18 protein-coding genes are annotated in these 15946 nt (G+C 52.0%); 4 read left to right on the top strand and 14 right to left on the bottom strand.

Translation table 11 applies throughout. The annotated features are described in order from the left end of the window. Positions 1 to 17 precede the first annotated feature (17 nt). The 11 genes from atpG to mnmG all read right to left on the bottom strand — a co-directional run bounded on the left by atpG (position 18) and on the right by mnmG (position 9351). Positions 18 to 884 (bottom strand): F0F1 ATP synthase subunit gamma, encoded by an 867-nt coding sequence (gene atpG / locus Q0X64_RS04130; protein WP_297809283.1) that lies wholly within the window; start codon positions 882 to 884, stop codon positions 18 to 20. 14 nt (positions 885 to 898) lie between these two features. Continuing rightward, on the bottom strand, positions 899 to 2440 hold the full coding sequence (atpA, locus tag Q0X64_RS04135; protein ID WP_297809284.1) for a F0F1 ATP synthase subunit alpha: 1542 nt from the start codon (positions 2438 to 2440) through the stop codon (positions 899 to 901). A gap of 25 nt (positions 2441 to 2465) precedes the next feature. After that, on the bottom strand, positions 2466 to 2999 hold the full coding sequence (locus Q0X64_RS04140; RefSeq protein WP_297809285.1) for a F0F1 ATP synthase subunit delta: 534 nt from the start codon (positions 2997 to 2999) through the stop codon (positions 2466 to 2468). 11 nt (positions 3000 to 3010) lie between these two features. Further along, entirely contained in the window at positions 3011 to 3481 is a 471-nt protein-coding gene (locus tag Q0X64_RS04145; protein ID WP_297809286.1) for a F0F1 ATP synthase subunit B, read from the bottom strand. 45 nt (positions 3482 to 3526) lie between these two features. Next, positions 3527 to 3760: a F0F1 ATP synthase subunit C gene (gene atpE / locus Q0X64_RS04150; protein WP_266277168.1), complete on the bottom strand. Its 234-nt coding sequence runs from the start codon at positions 3758 to 3760 to the stop codon at positions 3527 to 3529. A 56-nt stretch (positions 3761 to 3816) separates the two neighbouring features. Further along, a complete protein-coding gene (gene atpB, locus Q0X64_RS04155) occupies positions 3817 to 4716 on the bottom strand; it encodes a F0F1 ATP synthase subunit A (protein ID WP_297809287.1) in 900 nt (299 codons plus the stop codon). A 7-nt stretch (positions 4717 to 4723) separates the two neighbouring features. Next, on the bottom strand, positions 4724 to 5095 hold the full coding sequence (locus Q0X64_RS04160; protein ID WP_297809288.1) for an ATP synthase subunit I: 372 nt from the start codon (positions 5093 to 5095) through the stop codon (positions 4724 to 4726). Positions 5096 to 5180: 85 nt separating this feature from the next. Further along, positions 5181 to 6041: a ParB/RepB/Spo0J family partition protein gene (locus Q0X64_RS04165; protein WP_297809289.1), complete on the bottom strand. Its 861-nt coding sequence runs from the start codon at positions 6039 to 6041 to the stop codon at positions 5181 to 5183. A 16-nt stretch (positions 6042 to 6057) separates the two neighbouring features. Further along, complete coding sequence (locus Q0X64_RS04170) at positions 6058 to 6834, bottom strand: AAA family ATPase (protein ID WP_297809290.1); 777 nt, start codon at positions 6832 to 6834, stop codon at positions 6058 to 6060. 1 nt (position 6835) lies between these two features. Then, positions 6836 to 7468: a 16S rRNA (guanine(527)-N(7))-methyltransferase RsmG gene (gene rsmG / locus Q0X64_RS04175; protein WP_297809291.1), complete on the bottom strand. Its 633-nt coding sequence runs from the start codon at positions 7466 to 7468 to the stop codon at positions 6836 to 6838. Beyond that, positions 7468 to 9351 carry a tRNA uridine-5-carboxymethylaminomethyl(34) synthesis enzyme MnmG gene (gene mnmG, locus Q0X64_RS04180; RefSeq protein WP_297809292.1) on the bottom strand — a complete coding sequence of 628 codons (1884 nt, stop codon included), beginning with the start codon at positions 9349 to 9351 and terminating at the stop codon, positions 7468 to 7470. The genes rsmG and mnmG overlap by 1 nt, the downstream gene beginning before the upstream one ends. A gap of 106 nt (positions 9352 to 9457) precedes the next feature. Here mnmG and Q0X64_RS04185 point away from each other — a divergent pair, with 106 nt between their 5' ends. Further along, positions 9458 to 9814: a diacylglycerol kinase gene (locus tag Q0X64_RS04185; RefSeq protein ID WP_297809293.1), complete on the top strand. Its 357-nt coding sequence runs from the start codon at positions 9458 to 9460 to the stop codon at positions 9812 to 9814. On the opposite strand, the gene lgt is transcribed toward Q0X64_RS04185, so the two are convergent. After that, positions 9798 to 10580: a prolipoprotein diacylglyceryl transferase gene (gene lgt / locus Q0X64_RS04190; protein ID WP_297809294.1), complete on the bottom strand. Its 783-nt coding sequence runs from the start codon at positions 10578 to 10580 to the stop codon at positions 9798 to 9800. The genes Q0X64_RS04185 and lgt overlap by 17 nt on opposite strands. A gap of 299 nt (positions 10581 to 10879) precedes the next feature. On the opposite strand from lgt, the gene Q0X64_RS04195 reads away from it, so the two are divergent. From Q0X64_RS04195 to Q0X64_RS04205, 3 genes are all read left to right on the top strand, one after another. Further along, positions 10880 to 11587, top strand: coding sequence for a TorF family putative porin (locus tag Q0X64_RS04195; protein WP_297809295.1), 708 nt, complete (start codon positions 10880 to 10882; stop codon positions 11585 to 11587). Between the two features lie 62 nt (positions 11588 to 11649). Next, entirely contained in the window at positions 11650 to 11988 is a 339-nt protein-coding gene (locus tag Q0X64_RS04200) for a P-II family nitrogen regulator (RefSeq protein ID WP_007144177.1), read from the top strand. A 19-nt stretch (positions 11989 to 12007) separates the two neighbouring features. Next, complete coding sequence (locus tag Q0X64_RS04205) at positions 12008 to 13246, top strand: ammonium transporter (protein WP_297809296.1); 1239 nt, start codon at positions 12008 to 12010, stop codon at positions 13244 to 13246. An 86-nt stretch (positions 13247 to 13332) separates the two neighbouring features. On the opposite strand, the gene hemE is transcribed toward Q0X64_RS04205, so the two are convergent. Further along, entirely contained in the window at positions 13333 to 14400 is a 1068-nt protein-coding gene (gene hemE, locus Q0X64_RS04210) for a uroporphyrinogen decarboxylase (protein WP_297809297.1), read from the bottom strand. A 114-nt stretch (positions 14401 to 14514) separates the two neighbouring features. Next, a complete protein-coding gene (locus Q0X64_RS04215; protein ID WP_297809298.1) occupies positions 14515 to 15921 on the bottom strand; it encodes an FAD-dependent oxidoreductase in 1407 nt (468 codons plus the stop codon). Between the last annotated feature and the right edge of the window lie 25 nt (positions 15922 to 15946).

Raw genomic sequence — 15946 nt, forward strand, 5'->3', positions numbered from 1 at the left:
TTATATATCTATATCAGTTATACCGCAGCGGCACCTGCAACAATCTCGGAGATCTCTTGCGTAATCGCAGCTTGTCGAGCCTTGTTGTAAACCAGTTGCAAGTCATCGATGAGGTTACCGGCGTTGTCAGTCGCGTTTTTCATCGCGAGCATACGAGAAGCCTGTTCACAGGCAATGTTCTCGACTACGCCCTGGTACACCAGTGACTCGATATAACGGACCAGCAGGTCGTCCAAAACTTCTTTTGCATCCGGTTCGTAAATATAGTCCCAGTGGTGGGACAGCTCTTCGCTCGGCTTTTCCGGCGTTGCCGGCAACAGGCGCATCAGCTTGTCGTCCTGAGTCATGGTGTTCACAAACTCGTTATAGACAAGATAGAGGCTGTCGATGCGACCTTCGTTGTAGGCATCCAGCATGACCTTGACTGTGCCGATCAGCTCTTTTAGCTGAGGGGCGTCACCCAGTTGGGTGGCTTGGCTGACAAGGTTGACCGGCAGTCTGGCAAAGAAACTGGAAGCTTTCTGACCGATGGTGCAGATATCCACTTCCAGACCTTTGTCTGACTTGTCCTTAATATCATTCAGGACTGTCTTGAACAGGTTGTTGTTCAGACCGCCACAAAGTCCACGATCAGACGAGACAACGATGTAACCGACGCGTTTGGTTTCTTCGCGATCCATCAGGTACGGATGTTTGTACTCAGGATGGGCGAAGGCCAGATGCTGGATGACGTTGTAAATCTTGTCTGAATAAGGACGTGTCGCTGCCATGCGATCTTGAGCCTTACGCATTTTACTCGCGGCAACCATCTCCATCGCAGAGGTGATCTTCTGCGTATTTTTGATGCTGCCAATTTGAGTCCGTATCTCTTTACCGCTAGCCATGACTTATGCTCCGATTACCAGCTACCGGTTTTTTTAAAGCTCTCGATTGCTGTGCGCATTTCGCCAGCAATGTCGTCATTAAAGTCACCGGTGTCGTTAATTTTCGCCATCAAGTCAGCTTGGTTTGATTTCATGTTAGACAGCAGGGCCGCTTCGAATGAACCGACTTTATCTACTTCTACGTCGTCAATGAAACCTTCGTTAGCTGCGAACAGCGAAATCGCCATTTCAGCTACTGACAGAGGTTGATACTGAGGCTGCTTCATCAGCTCGGTCACGCGTTGACCACGGCTGATTTGAGCGCGTGTGGCTTCGTCCAGGTCAGAAGCAAACTGAGCAAATGCCGCCAGCTCACGATACTGAGCCAGGTCAAGACGAATACCGCCACCCAGTTTCTTGATGATCTTGGTTTGTGCAGAACCACCCACACGCGATACCGACAGACCGGCGTTAATCGCAGGACGGATACCGGAGTTGAACAGGTCAGTTTCCAGGAAGATCTGACCGTCAGTGATGGAAATAACGTTGGTTGGTACGAAGGCCGATACGTCACCCGCCTGGGTTTCGATGATTGGCAGTGCAGTCAAAGAACCGGTCTGGCCTTTCACTTTACCGTCGGTGATTTGTTCAACGTAGTCAGCATTAACACGGGCAGCACGTTCCAGCAGGCGTGAGTGCAGGTAGAAAACGTCACCCGGATACGCTTCACGACCCGGTGGACGACGCAGCAGCAGTGATACCTGACGGTAAGCCCAGGCTTGTTTAGTCAGGTCATCATAGATGATCAGCGCGTCTTCACCTTTGTCACGGAAGTACTCACCCATGGAGCAACCCGCGTATGGTGCGATGTACTGCAGCGCAGCAGAGTCAGAAGCAGAAGCGGCAACGATGATTGTGTGTTCCAAAGCGCCGTGTTCTTCCAGCTTGCGAACCACGTTAGCAATAGAAGAAGCTTTCTGACCGATAGCGACGTAGATACATTTAACGCCGGTACCTTTCTGGTTAATGATGGCGTCAATCGCAATCGCTGTTTTACCAGTCTGGCGGTCACCGATGATCAGCTCACGCTGGCCACGGCCAACGGGGATCATGGCGTCAATCGATTTCAGACCAGTCTGGATTGGTTGGTCGACTGATTGACGGGCGATAACGCCGGGCGCGACTTTCTCGATTGGAGAAGTGCTTTCGGCCTGGATGTCGCCTTTACCATCAATCGGTGTACCCAGTGAGTTCACAACACGACCCAGCATGGCTTCGCCAGTTGGGACTTCCAGAATACGACCAGTACATTTAACTTTGTCGCCTTCGGAAATGTGTGTGTATTCACCCAGGATAACGGCACCGACCGAGTCACGTTCCAGGTTAAGCGCCATACCAAAGGTGTTGCCCGGGAATTCCAGCATTTCCCCTGACATGACATCGGCTAAGCCGTGAATACGTACGATACCGTCGGTCACACCGACTACGGTACCTTCTGTGCGCGCTTCAGTGGCCCCTTCAAAGCTTTCGATACGCTTTTTGATCAGGTCACTGATTTCTGCTGAATTCAGTTGCATCTCTGTTTCCTCTATAACGGGCCGCTTAATTAATAGCGTTGGCCAGTCTGTTCAGTTTACCCAAGGCAGATCCATCAATTACCAGATCCCCTGCACGAATAATTGCGCCGCCCAGCAGACTTTCATCGATGCTGGTGTTGAGCGTGATATCACGACCCAGGCGCTGTTTCAGCGCAGCAGAAATTTTATCTGCCTGTTCCGGGCTGAGCTCACGCGCTGAGATGACATCGGCTGTCATCTGTTTCTCAGCTTCTGCGCGCAATGCTTCGAAGAGAACGGTGATCTCTGTCATCAACAACAGACGATCATTTTCTGCCAGTAACGCCAGGAAGTGTTTTGCATCGGTTGTCATGCTGTCACCGGCGATATCCGCCAGCACATCAACAACCTGCTCATCACTGACGGCAGGGCTAGTGATTATGGATTGCATTTCTGGTTCACTAACGCATTGCGCCAGAACCGCAAGCAGGTCAGACCACGCCTTCAACTCACCTTTTTCCTGTGCCAGCGAAAATACCGCATTGGCATAGGGACGAGCGATGGTTATTGCTTCTGCCATCCTTAATTCCTCTAGATTCGGCTTACCAATTCGTCAAGCAAATCGGTATGGGCCTTTTCATCAATTTCACGGCCAAGAATTTTGCCGGCACCTGCCAGAGCAATACCGCCGACCTGTGATTTCAGTTCATCACGGGCACGGTTGGCTTCCTGGTCAATCTCTGCTTTGGCAGAGTTCAGGATGCGCTCACCTTCAACACGGGCATTATTTTTGGACTCGTCCACAATTTCGTTACCACGCTTTTGCGCCTGAGAAACGATTTCGCTCGCTTGCTCTTTGGCTTCGTGAATCACTTGTTGCGCACGCTTTTCCGCCAGTTCCTGCTCATGTCTGCCTCGTTCGGCAGCAGCCAGACCATCGGCAATTTTCTTTTTGCGCTCTTCCAGCGCTTGCATGATGGGCGGCCATACATATTTCATGCAGAAGGCGACAAAAACCGCGAAAGCGATAATCTGGCCTATGATGGTTGCATTGATATTCATGCCTGTACCTCTGTTTTTACCGCAATTGGGGTCGGATTATGATTATTAACCAGCCACCGCGAACAGTACGTACATAGCCAAACCAACTGCGATCATAGGTACCGCGTCAACCAGACCCGCAACCAGGAAGAAGTTAGTACGCAGCATTGGCACCAATTCAGGTTGACGAGCTGAAGCTTCCAGAAAACGACCGCCCAGCAGACCAACACCAACAGCCGCACCCAGTGCGCCCAGGCCGATCATCAGAGCACCAGCAATGTAAACTAAACCCATATCCATTTTTTTCTCCTACAAAAAGTAAAGACTAAAAATAAAAAGTTAAAACCCAACAAACATCAATGATGTTCTTGATGAGCCATATCCAGATAAACCGTTGTCAGCACCATAAAGATAAATGCCTGCAACGTGATGATCAGAATATGGAAAATCGCCCAGCCAATCTGCAGCAGACCAGCGAATGAACCCAGTACCAGACTTGCGCCGTACATGGTCGCAATCAGGATAAACACCATCTCACCGGCGTACATGTTACCGAACAGACGCAGGCCCAGTGAGAAGGGTTTGGCAATTAAAGTGACGGTTTCCAGCACGGTGTTAATAGGCATCGCCCATTTGCCGAATGGTTGCAGCGTCAGCTCACCGATAAAGCCGCCCGCGCCTTTGATCTTGAAGCTGTAGTACAGCATCAGCATGAAGACAAAGATTGCCATGCCCAAAGTCGCATTGGGGTCGGTGGTCGGTACGATCTTGAAGTAAACGTGGTGTGGATCAACGCCGAAGATGGCACCGGCAGACTGCATCACAATCTGTGGAATCACGTCCACGGGGATCAAGTCCATCAGGTTCATCAGGAAGACCCAGACGAAGATGGTTAGAGCTAAAGGAGCAACGAGGTTGTTTTTACCACCGGAGAAGGAACCTCTCACGGTGTCATCGATGAAGTCGATGATCATTTCTGCAAAATTCTGGGTGGCGGTGGGGATGCCGGCGGAGACTTTTTTGGCGACGCTGCGGAAGAACCACATCATCAAGGTACCGAGGAGAATCGACATGAACATGGTGTCAACGTTGATTGACCAGAATCCCATGTTGGCGGCTTCTCCGGTGGACATCGCGAAGCCCCACTCGCCTGTGGGTGCCCATACACCGGGCTCTGTTTCTACTTGTTTCTGACCAAAAGTCAGGTTCTGAAGGTGATGCTTGATATATTCTGATGTAGTAATTTCACTAGCCATGTTCGGTTCAAGCCCGGTTCGAATTTCCCAAAAACAACATCAGTTGTGTCAGAGCAAAACCCAGTAACAAAGGCAGACCTTTCAGCTCCAATGCTCCCAGTGCGGTGGCAAACATCATCATCGTTACCATCCAGCGCTCCGCAACACATCTGTATGCGCTACTCAAATTTTTCTCGGCATCTGCCCTCGCCGTTTTGGCTGCGCGCAGAATATGCCATTTCATCAGCAAAGTGTTGATAACGGCGGTTAATGCCCCAAAAGTGGCGGCAGATAATGTCTCAACACCCCACCAGACGGTAAAAAAGGCGATAAAAGCCAACATCGCAAGTTGCCATTTCAAGACGCGGTTGAGCGGCTGTAACCTGGCTAATTGCTGCATTTTTACCCGTGGTTTTGGAATTTGCCTTAAGCAAATCAGGGCATTATAAAGACACCGCGCAAAGGCGGTCAATGAAATTCTTGCCTTACTTGATGCGCTTGATCAGTTTTTTCAGCTCATCCACATTGCGATAGTTGATGACCAGGCGACCCTTGCCGCTGGCGTTATGCTTGATACTGAAGGCCGAATCCAGTTTTTGCTTGATACTGTCTTCCAACTGACTGATTTCTTCAAGCTCGCTTTGTGATTGTTTTTGCGCCGGTTTTTTCGGACTCTGCAAACGCCGAATCAGTTGCTCGGCTTCGCGGACAGATAAACCTTTTTCAATGATCTGGCCGGCGGCTTCACTTTGCTGATCACTTTCCAGTGCCAACAAGGCACGGGCATGCCCCATTTCCAGATCACAATTTTCCACCAGTTTTTTGACATCTTCGTTAAGATTGCGCAAACGCAACAGATTCGTCACGGCAGCCCGGGATTTCCCCACTGCTTCGGCAGCCTGCTGATGAGTCATTTCAAATTCTTCACGCAGACGGAATAAAGCGTTGGCCTCTTCCATCGGGTTGAGATTTTCGCGCTGGATGTTCTCTATCAGTGCCATCGCAATGGCGCTGCGATCAGAGACATCACGCACCAATACTGGCACTTCCACCAGCCCGGCCATGCGCGAGGCACGCCAGCGACGCTCACCGGCCACGATTTCGTATTTGTCTTCAGCAATCGGCCGCACCACGATAGGCTGAACCAGTCCCTGGGCTCGGATAGAGTCAGCAAGCTCTTCCAGAGACTCCTGCGACATATCGACACGCGGCTGGTATTTACCAGGCTGGATCATATCCAGCGGGAAATGTTGCAGGCTGTCATCCAGGTTGGCTTTTTCTTCCTGGTTCACATCCGCCAGCAATGCATCCAAGCCTCTGCCCAAACCTCTCTTCTTTGTTGCCATGCCAGTATCCTGTTGTTCAGCCATTTGCTTTTTGCTGTCGTCGCATAAATTCACTTGCCAGCGCCATGTAGGCTATCGAGCCCCTTGACCCCCGATCGTAAGCCAAGACCGGCATTCCGTGACTGGGCGCTTCAGCCAACCGGACATTACGGGGGATGATGGAATGAAACACCTTGCCCTCGAAATGATTGATCAATTGACGCGACACCTGGTTGGCCAGATTATTTCGGGCATCAAACATGGTGCGCAGCAGGCCGGTGATATCAAGCTTGGGATTGGCCCGTTGCTTGACCCGTTCTATGGTGCGAAGCAGCGATGACAGGCCCTCCAAAGCGTAGTATTCGCACTGGATCGGGATCAGAATGCCCTGTGATGCGACCAAAGCATTAACAGTAAGCATACTTAATGAAGGGGGGCAGTCAATGAGAACGTAGTCATATTTCTCACGGGTTGATTCCAGCGCGATCCTCAGACGGTGCTCACGCAGCTTGATTTCCAGTAGCTCAACTTCGGCCGCAGTCAGATCAGAATTGGTGGGCATCACATCAAAGCCCAGGCCTTCTGGTGTAATGATGGTATCAGCCGCTCGAGCCTCGGCCATGATGACTTCATAGCTGCTGTTATCAATCTCGTTTTTGTCGAGACCGCAACCGGTGGTGGCATTACCCTGAGGGTCAAGGTCGATAAGCAGGACTTTTTTACCATATTCCGACAGCGCGGCTGCCAAGTTGACGGTGGTCGTGGTTTTACCCACACCCCCTTTCTGGTTGGTCACTGCGAATACGTTTCCCATCTCAACCCTGATCTTTGATTAGTCTCACCAGATGTCGCTCGCCATCACAGGCGGGCACGTTCAGCGACACCACATCCAGCAGCCGGAACTGATCAGAATCAAACTGCAATTCCTGTTCGGGGTAGACCCCTTTCATCAGCACCAGGCGACCGCCCTGCTCACAATGCTGCCCGGCCAGATCGAGAATATCGTCGATGCTGGCAAAGGCACGAGCAGTGATAATAGCAAATTGAGGTAAAGATACCTGTTCCACGCGGCCATGCACAACCGTGACGTTGCTAAGGCCCAGCTCGGCCTTGACCTGCTGCAGAAAACGGGTTTTTTTGGAATTACTGTCAAGTAAGGTCACCGCGCAGTCAGGATAGGCAATGGCTGCCGGGATACCGGGCAGACCACCGCCGGTGCCCACATCGAGCAAGCTGGACGCCTCCAGATAAGGCAATACCGACAGGCTGTCGATAATATGGCGGGACAGCATTTGTGCCGGGTCACGCACCGAGGTCAGGTTATAGACCTTGTTCCATTTGACCAGCAGCGCAACATAATCGAGCAACTGCTGTTTTTGAATATCACTCAGATCAATCGATAAAGCAGCACAGCCCTCGTCGAGCTTTGCTCTGAGATCCGCCGCCATTAACTGGCTTCGCTCAGGCCGCTGCGTTTCAGATGCACCAACAGTAGCGAGACGGCTGCCGGGGTCACGCCGGAAATCCGCGCTGCCTGACCCAGGTTGCCGGGTCGGGCCTGTTCCAGTTTTTCACGGACTTCATTGGACAGCCCCCGGACGTTTTTATAATCCATATCCGCCGGCAATGCGGTGTTTTCATTGCGCTGCAAACGCTCAATCTCGTTTTGCTGGCGATTGATATAGCCGGAATATTTAGCCTGAATCACGACCTGTTCAGCGACTTCGTCGGTCACATCCTGCTCACGCTCCATCATTGCCAACAGGGCGGCATAATCAACTTTGGGCCGGCGTAGTAGATCCTTGGCCGTAGTAACCTTGCTCAGCTTTTCACCGAGGATGGTTTCGGCCCTGGCCTGATCCATTTTTTCCGGCACAAACTTGTAGCTATCAAGGTAGGCGTTTTCTTTTTCCACCGCTTCCTGCTTGGCATTGAATACCGTCCAGCGCAGGTCATCAATCAGGCCCAGTTCACGGGCAACCGGTGTCAGGCGGATATCGGCATTGTCCTCACGCAGCATCAGCCGATATTCGGCGCGGCTGGTGAACATGCGGTAAGGCTCGCGGGTGCCGGAAGTGATCAGATCGTCGATCAGTACGCCAATATAAGCTTCGTCACGGCGTGGATACCAGGTGTCCAGTCCACGCGCCTGCAGACCGGCATTCAAACCGGCAATTAGGCCCTGGGCCCCGGCTTCTTCATAACCGGTGGTGCCGTTGATTTGACCGGCGAAGAACAGGCCCCCCATATGCTTGGTTTCCAGCCACGGGTTCAGATCACGCGGGTCGAAAAAGTCATATTCAATGGCATAACCCGGACGGGTGATATGGGCATTTTCCAGGCCTTTCATTGAACGCACGATCTCGTACTGAACATCGAAAGGCAGACTGGTGGAGATGCCGTTGGGATAAACTTCACCACATTCCAGTCCTTCCGGTTCCAGGAAGATCTGATGCGAGGCGCGGTCAGCAAAGCGCACCACCTTGTCTTCAATCGACGGACAGTAACGCGGACCGATACCTTCGATTTCACCCCCATACATCGGCGAGCGATCCAGGTTATTGCGAATCACATCATGGGTCTGCTCATTGGTGTGAGTGATATAGCAGGAGATTTGCTCAGGGTGATGTTCGCGTTTACCCAGGAAAGAAAACACCGGTGTCGGATCATCACCCGGCTGTTCGGTCAGCTCTGAGAAATCAATGCTGCTGGTCGCAATCCGTGGCGGTGTGCCGGTTTTCAGGCGATCAACCCGGAATGGCAAGGCGCGCAGACGCTGCGCCAGCGCATTCGATGCCGGATCACCAGCGCGACCACCCTGATGATTCTGCATACCGATATGAATCAAACCACCGAGGAAAGTCCCAACGGTCAGCACCACGGACTTGGCAGAGAAACGCAAACCGGCCTGGGTCACGACACCGACCACACGGTCATTTTCCACCACCAGATCATCGACCGCCTGCTGGAAGATATAGAGATTGGGCTGATTTTCCAGATAAGCCCGCACTGCCGCTTTATAGCGAACCCGATCCGCCTGGGCACGGGTAGCACGCACGGCCGGGCCCTTACTGGAATTCAAGGTACGGAACTGAATACCGGCGCGATCGGTAGCCTGGGCCATAATGCCGCCCAATGCATCGATCTCTTTAACCAGATGTCCCTTACCGATACCGCCAACCGCCGGGTTACAGCTCATCTGCCCCAGGGTGTCGATATTCTGGGTCAGCAGCAGGGTTTTAACGCCCTGACGCGCCGAAGCGAGGGCCGCTTCGGTACCGGCATGACCGCCGCCGACAACAATGACATCATAGTGATCCTGGTAACTCATAGCGCACCAATAACAATTTGATTAGCGAAAAGACGATAATTTTAACATGCCGTTAATAATGTTTGCCTAATATTCAAACATTTATCTTTCATCAGACAGGAAAAATATGGAAAAAAATCGTGGCATCAAGCGTCTTGTTTTCGCCCTGCTGTATTCCTGGCAGGGACTCCGGTCAGCACTCAAGCACGAGGAAGCTTTTCGCCAGGAATTCATCGGTTTTGTGGCGCTGACGACCTATAGCTTTTTCCTTGATGTCACGCCGATGGAACGGCTGATGATGATCAGCACACTGGTGTTGGTGATGATCGTCGAAGTGCTCAACTCGGCGATTGAAACCACCATTGACCGGGTCAGCTATGACAAACATAAGCTTTCCGGCCGGGCTAAGGACTACGGTTCTTTTGCCGTTCTGATGACGATCCTGATCGCCACCGCCACCTGGCTGACTATCCTGTTTGCCTAGCGCGGCGGTAAGCCCAGACCATCATCCAGCCGCCACCGATGATCATGGGTAGGCACAAAACCTGCCCCATGGTCAGCCAGCCAAAGGCCAGATAGCCATACTGTGGATCGGGAATACGCACAAACTCGACAATAAAGCGGAATACGCCATAGCCCAGCAAGAATAGCCCCGAGACAGCAGCCCTGGGTTTTGGACTGGCCGAATATAGCCAGAGGATAATAAACAGCAGCAGCCCTTCCAGCGCTGCCTGATAGAGCTGGGAAGGATGCCTGGGTAAGGTCCCGGCTCCAGGGAAAACCATCGCCCAGGGCACATCACTGACCCGGCCCCAGAGTTCACCATTAATAAAGTTACCGATGCGGCCCAGCATCAGACCGATTGGCACCAGCGGTGCAATAAAGTCACTGATCTCAAAAAATGTTTTGCCGGTCTTGCGACTGAAATACCAGAAAGCGGCCAGAACACCGAGCAGGCCACCATGGAAAGACATGCCCCCTTGCCAGATCTTGAGCAGATTGAGCGGATTATCGAGGTTGGCAGGCAAGTCATAGAAAAGCGCATAACCCAGGCGACCACCAATAATGACGCCTAATGCCCCATAGAACAGCAAATCCTCTAGCTGATTATGCTGCCAGTCATATCGTGCAGCCCGATAGCGACCCAGCAACCAGACCAAAGTGAAGGCGAGCAGGTACATCAGCCCGTACCAGTGGATATCCAAAGGCCCGACACTGATGGCGATCGGGTCGATTTGTGGGTAGGTCATGGCTTTCCCTTAAGAATGATGTGGCGGCTATGTTAGCAACATAACGTGAGCAAATCTAAGACTTGAAGCACTGTTTCGCACCAGTTTGGCTCAGAGATGGTTTTTGACCGCACCAAAATGATCCTGCAGGGTGAACCAGTGAATAGCAACTGTGCGCTAGTTCACTGTTTTTTCAAGGTTTTACGAAGTTGGCATGCTATCTGCTCAACTTGTTGCAGTCTGAATACAGATGTTGCAAAAAATCAACGCTGACATTCGAACGACTAAACAACTAAAAATGTTAAACCGAGGAGTAAACCATGAAATTGAGTAAACTTTCAGCACTTTGCTTTGCAGCAACCACTATGTTCGCTGCTTCATCAGCAATGGCTTGGGAAAGTGAAGACGGCCAGCACTCAACCAGTGCCAGCGTAGCCGTTTCATCTGAATATATCTGGCGTGGTATTTCACAAACTGATGGCGACCCTGCAATCTCAGGTAGCCTTGATTATTCACACAGCAGCGGTTTCTACGCTGGTGTATGGGGTTCAAACGTCGACTACGGTGATGACGCCAGTGCTGAATTCGATGCTTACTTTGGTTACGGCGGTGAGTTCGGTGACTCTGGCATTGGTTACGATGTTGGTTTCCTGCGCTACATGTTCCCAGGCGAAGATTACAACTTCAATGAAGTATACGGCTCTTTGAGCTACAGCATCTTCTCTGCAGGTGTTGCTTACTCAAGTGATACGCTGGGTTCTGGTGAAGATGGCTATTACTACTACATCGATGCCGGTTATGACTTGCCAATGGGTCTGAATCTGTACGGTGGTTTTGGTGTTTATGATGCCGACGAAGATACCTTCGGTCCTGAAGATTCTTATAACCACTACTGGGTTGGTGTTTCTAAAGACGTTGCCGGCTTCACTCTGGACCTGTCTTATCAGGACGCAGACAGCGATGCTGAAGACATCTACGGTGATCTGGCTGAGGAAACATTCCTGTTCTCAGTTTCTAAATCATTCTAAAACTTCTCTCAGCTACCCCCTCGATGTTGAGGGGGTAGGTTTTCTACAGAAGGAAAGTACTTATGAAACAAGTAGTAGCAATTATCAAGCCCTTCAAGCTTGATGATGTCCGGGAGTCTCTCTCCGAGATCGGCGTGCAAGGCTTAACCGTTTCAGAGGTCAAAGGTTTCGGACGTCAGAAAGGCCACACCGAGTTGTATCGTGGTGCCGAGTATGTCGTTGATTTCCTGCCTAAACTGAAACTGGAAATTGCCGTCGATGATGACATCGTCGAACAAGTGATCGAAGCCATCATCAAAGGTGCCAATACTGGCAAGATTGGTGACGGTAAGATCTTCGTTTACCCATTAGAGCAAGTGGTTCGGATTCGCACAGGCGAAACCGGTCCCGATGCCCTGTAAGCTTGAGGAGTAGATAACAATGGAAAACGAAATCTTCCAACTCCAATATGCACTGGACACCTTCTATTTCCTGATTAGTGGTGCCTTTGTTATGTGGATGGCCGCCGGCTTCGCCATGCTGGAAGCGGGTCTGGTCCGTGCGAAAAATACAACTGAAATCTTAACCAAGAACGTGATGCTGTTTGCGATTGCGTGTACTGCCTATCTCGTTGTTGGTTATGACATCATGTACGACGGCGGTGTGTTCCTGGCCGGTATTGTTGGCGACGGCGTTGCCGGTGCTGATGAGCCAGCGACTTATGCCCCTTCTGCTGACTTCTTCTTCCAGGTCGTGTTCGTGGCTACCGCCATGTCTATCGTCTCTGGTGCGGTTGCAGAGCGCATGAAACTGTGGGCTTTTGCTGCCTTCGCTATTGTGATGACTGCGTTCATCTACCCACTGGAAGGTTCCTGGACCTGGGGTGGCGCTGATGTATTCGGTCTGTACAACCTGGGCGACCTGGGCTTCTCTGACTTTGCCGGTTCCGGTATCGTTCACATGGCGGGTGCCGCTGCAGCTCTGGCTGGTGTTATCCTGCTGGGCGCTCGTAAAGGCAAATACGGCCCTAACGGTGAAATTCACCCGATTCCAGGTGGCAACCTGCCGCTGGCAACTCTGGGTACTTTCATCCTGTGGTTGGGCTGGTTCGGCTTTAACGGTGGTTCGGTTCTGGCTACTGCCTCAGTCGAAAGCGCCAACGCCGTTGCTGTTGTCTTCATGAACACTAACGCTGCTGCGGCAGGTGGTGTCCTGGCTGCACTGATTGTCGCCAAACTGATGTTTGGTAAAGCTGACCTGACCATGATCCTGAACGGTGCATTGGCTGGTCTGGTTGCCATCACTGCCGGTCCTGACACTCCGACTCCGCTGATGGCCACTATCATCGGTGCAATCGGTGGCGTTATCGTTGTGTTCTCCATCGTGTTCCTGGACAAAATCAAAATCGACGACCCAGTCGGTGCGATTTCAGTCCACGGTACCGTTGGTCTGTGGGGTCTGTTAGCAGTGCCTCTGACTAACGATGGTGTTAGCTTCTCTGGTCAGCTGATCGGTGCAGCCACTATCTTTGTCTGGGTATTTGTTGCCAGCTTCATCGTCTGGTCTATCCTCAAAGTGGTCATGGGTATCCGTGTCACCGAGGAAGAAGAGTATGAAGGTGTTGACTACGTGGAATGTGGTATGGAAGCATACCCAGAATTCACTAACTCTGGTAAATAATCGAGAGTCATACTCCGTAAAAGGGGACAGGTTTCGGCCTGTCCCCTTTTTTTATGCGCTGAACAAAAGCAGCGCAAAGGCTTCAATCAGGACTGATGATACTGCGCGCTATGCTTATGCACAGCGTCAACAAGACGCGCCATATTGTCCGGGTTCACGGTCGGATGAATACCATGACCGAGATTAAACACATGGCCTTCGCCACGGCCGAAGTCGGCCAGAATACGGGCAACTTCCTGTTCCACCCGATCACCTGACGCATAGAGCACACACGGGTCCATATTGCCTTGCAAGGTGACCTTATCACCGACACGCTTACGCGCCTGGCTGATATCAGTGGTCCAGTCCAGGCCCACACCGTTCACGCCGGTTTCAGCCATCCACTCCAGCCATTGACCGCCCCCCTTGGTGAACATCGTGATCGGCACTTCACGGCCATCAGCTTTGCGGGTCAGGCCGTTGACGATCTTTTCCATGTAGGTAAGTGAGAATTCGCGGTAATTCGCCGGGCTCAGACTGCCGCCCCAGGTATCAAACAACATCAGCGCTTGCGCGCCAGCTTCAATCTGGGCATTCAAATAGGCAATGACTGAATCAGCCAGAATATCCAGCAAAGCGTGCATCTGATCGGGGGCATCAAACAACATGCCTTTGACCTTGGCAAAGTCTTTACTTGTGCCGCCTTCCACCATGTAACAGGCCAAAGTCCACGGGCTGCCACTGAAACCAATCAAGGGCACTTTACCGTCGAGTTCTCGGCGGGTCAGGCTGATGGCATCCATCACATAACCCAGTTTATCCGCCATATCGGGCACGGCCAGTTGTTTGATATCGGCTGCTGAGCGAATGGTGCTGGAAAACTTGGGCCCTTCGCCGGTAACAAAATGCAGCCCCAGCCCCATGGCATCAGGAATGGTCAGAATATCGGAAAAGATGATGGCGGCATCCAGATCAAAGCGACGCAGTGGCTGCAATGTCACTTCACAGGCGAGATCGGGCGTACTGCACAGGGTCATAAAACTGCCTGCTTCTGCCCGCACTTCACGGTACTCTGGGAGATAGCGTCCAGCCTGGCGCATTACCCATACCGGGGTGCGATCTACCGGTTGTCTGAGCAAGGCTCGCAGATAACGATCGTTTTTTAATTCCGCCACAACTTCATCCTGGTTTTGGGTCTGCAGATACAAAAAAGGCTTGATCATACAGGAATGCGCCTCCCGTGATGAACAAGCCTTTAGTGTCTGGCTGAGTCGTTTAGTTCAGATCAATCAGACATCGAGGTAGTCGAGCATGCCTTCGGCAGCCTGACGGCCTTCCCAGACCGCGGTGACAACCAGGTCAGAACCACGCACCATATCGCCACCGGCGAAGATTTTCGGGTTGGTGGTCTGGTAAGCATGACCGCCATTAGCCGGAGCAACAACACGGCCACCATCATCGATGCTGACATTGTATTGCTCAAACCAAGGTGCCGGACTCGGGCGGAAACCGAATGCGACCACCACGGCATCAGCCGGGATCACTTCCTCACTGCCGGGCACTGGCTCCGGACGACGACGACCACGCTCATCAGGTTCACCCAAAGCGGTGGTCACTACTTTAATCCCGGTAACTTTACCGTTTTCGCCAACGATTTCTACCGGCTGACGATTCCACAGGAACTGCACACCCTCTTCACGGGCATTGTTCACTTCGCGGCGTGAACCGGGCATGTTTTCTTCATCACGACGATAGGCGCAGGTGACGCTGCTGGCACCCTGACGAATCGCGGTACGGTTACAATCCATCGCGGTATCACCACCGCCCAGCACAACCACGTTTTTACCTTCCAGATTCACATAAGAATCAGTGGGCATATCGAGCAGGTACTTATTGTTAGCAACCAGGTACGGCAGGGCTTCATAAACCCCCTCCATATCTTCGCCCGGGAAACCGCCTTTCATATAGGTGTAAGTTCCCATACCCAGGAAGACAGCATCATATTCGTCGATCAGGGTCTGGAAGTCGACATCTTTACCGACGTCGGTATTGAGGCGGAACTCAACGCCCATGCCTTCAAGCACTTCACGACGACGTTGAATAACGGTCTTTTCCAGTTTGAACTCGGGAATACCAAAGGTCAGCAGACCACCGATTTCCGGGTAGCGGTCATACACCACCGGTTTAACACCATTGCGGACCAGTACGTCAGCTGCACCCAGACCAGCCGGGCCAGCACCGATAACCGCGACGCGTTTGCCGGTATCGGTCACATTGGACATATCCGGACGCCAGCCCTGTTCCAGGGCGGTGTCGGCGATGTACTTCTCTACCGAACCAATCGTGACCGCACCAAAGCCATCATTAAGGGTACAGGCACCTTCACACAAGCGGTCCTGGGGACAGACACGGCCACAGATTTCCGGCAGGGTGTTGGTCTGGTGAGACAGCTCGGCCGCTTCTTCCAGGTTGCCTTCGCTGACCAGTTTCAGCCAGTTGGGAATGTAGTTGTGAACCGGACACTTCCATTCACAATAGGGGTTGCCACACTCCAGACAGCGATCCGACTGATCGGCCGCTGATTCTTTATCAAAATCGCCGTAAATCTCGCCAAATTTCTGGACCCGCACATTGGCATCCATTTTCTTCGGGTCGACACGACCTACATCTAAAAATTGAAACGTATTTTTTGCCATGATTTTCTTATTCTACGCTGAGTCC

The sequence above is a fragment of the uncultured Methylophaga sp. genome (assembly GCF_947259025.1).
GTDB lineage: Bacteria > Pseudomonadota > Gammaproteobacteria > Nitrosococcales > Methylophagaceae > Methylophaga.

Coding starts and splice junctions, on each gene's coding strand:
- atpG (WP_297809283.1), bottom strand. CDS start 884: ATGGCTAGCGGTAAAGAGATACGGACTCAAATTGGCAGCATCAAAAAT.
- atpA (WP_297809284.1), bottom strand. CDS start 2,440: ATGCAACTGAATTCAGCAGAAATCAGTGACCTGATCAAAAAGCGTATC.
- Q0X64_RS04140 (WP_297809285.1), bottom strand. CDS start 2,999: ATGGCAGAAGCAATAACCATCGCTCGTCCCTATGCCAATGCGGTATTT.
- Q0X64_RS04145 (WP_297809286.1), bottom strand. CDS start 3,481: ATGAATATCAATGCAACCATCATAGGCCAGATTATCGCTTTCGCGGTT.
- atpE (WP_266277168.1), bottom strand. CDS start 3,760: ATGGATATGGGTTTAGTTTACATTGCTGGTGCTCTGATGATCGGCCTG.
- atpB (WP_297809287.1), bottom strand. CDS start 4,716: ATGGCTAGTGAAATTACTACATCAGAATATATCAAGCATCACCTTCAG.
- Q0X64_RS04160 (WP_297809288.1), bottom strand. CDS start 5,095: ATGCAGCAATTAGCCAGGTTACAGCCGCTCAACCGCGTCTTGAAATGG.
- Q0X64_RS04165 (WP_297809289.1), bottom strand. CDS start 6,041: ATGGCAACAAAGAAGAGAGGTTTGGGCAGAGGCTTGGATGCATTGCTG.
- Q0X64_RS04170 (WP_297809290.1), bottom strand. CDS start 6,834: ATGGGAAACGTATTCGCAGTGACCAACCAGAAAGGGGGTGTGGGTAAA.
- rsmG (WP_297809291.1), bottom strand. CDS start 7,468: ATGGCGGCGGATCTCAGAGCAAAGCTCGACGAGGGCTGTGCTGCTTTA.
- mnmG (WP_297809292.1), bottom strand. CDS start 9,351: ATGAGTTACCAGGATCACTATGATGTCATTGTTGTCGGCGGCGGTCAT.
- Q0X64_RS04185 (WP_297809293.1), top strand. CDS start 9,458: ATGGAAAAAAATCGTGGCATCAAGCGTCTTGTTTTCGCCCTGCTGTAT.
- lgt (WP_297809294.1), bottom strand. CDS start 10,580: ATGACCTACCCACAAATCGACCCGATCGCCATCAGTGTCGGGCCTTTG.
- Q0X64_RS04195 (WP_297809295.1), top strand. CDS start 10,880: ATGAAATTGAGTAAACTTTCAGCACTTTGCTTTGCAGCAACCACTATG.
- Q0X64_RS04200 (WP_007144177.1), top strand. CDS start 11,650: ATGAAACAAGTAGTAGCAATTATCAAGCCCTTCAAGCTTGATGATGTC.
- Q0X64_RS04205 (WP_297809296.1), top strand. CDS start 12,008: ATGGAAAACGAAATCTTCCAACTCCAATATGCACTGGACACCTTCTAT.
- Q0X64_RS04215 (WP_297809298.1), bottom strand. CDS start 15,921: ATGGCAAAAAATACGTTTCAATTTTTAGATGTAGGTCGTGTCGACCCG.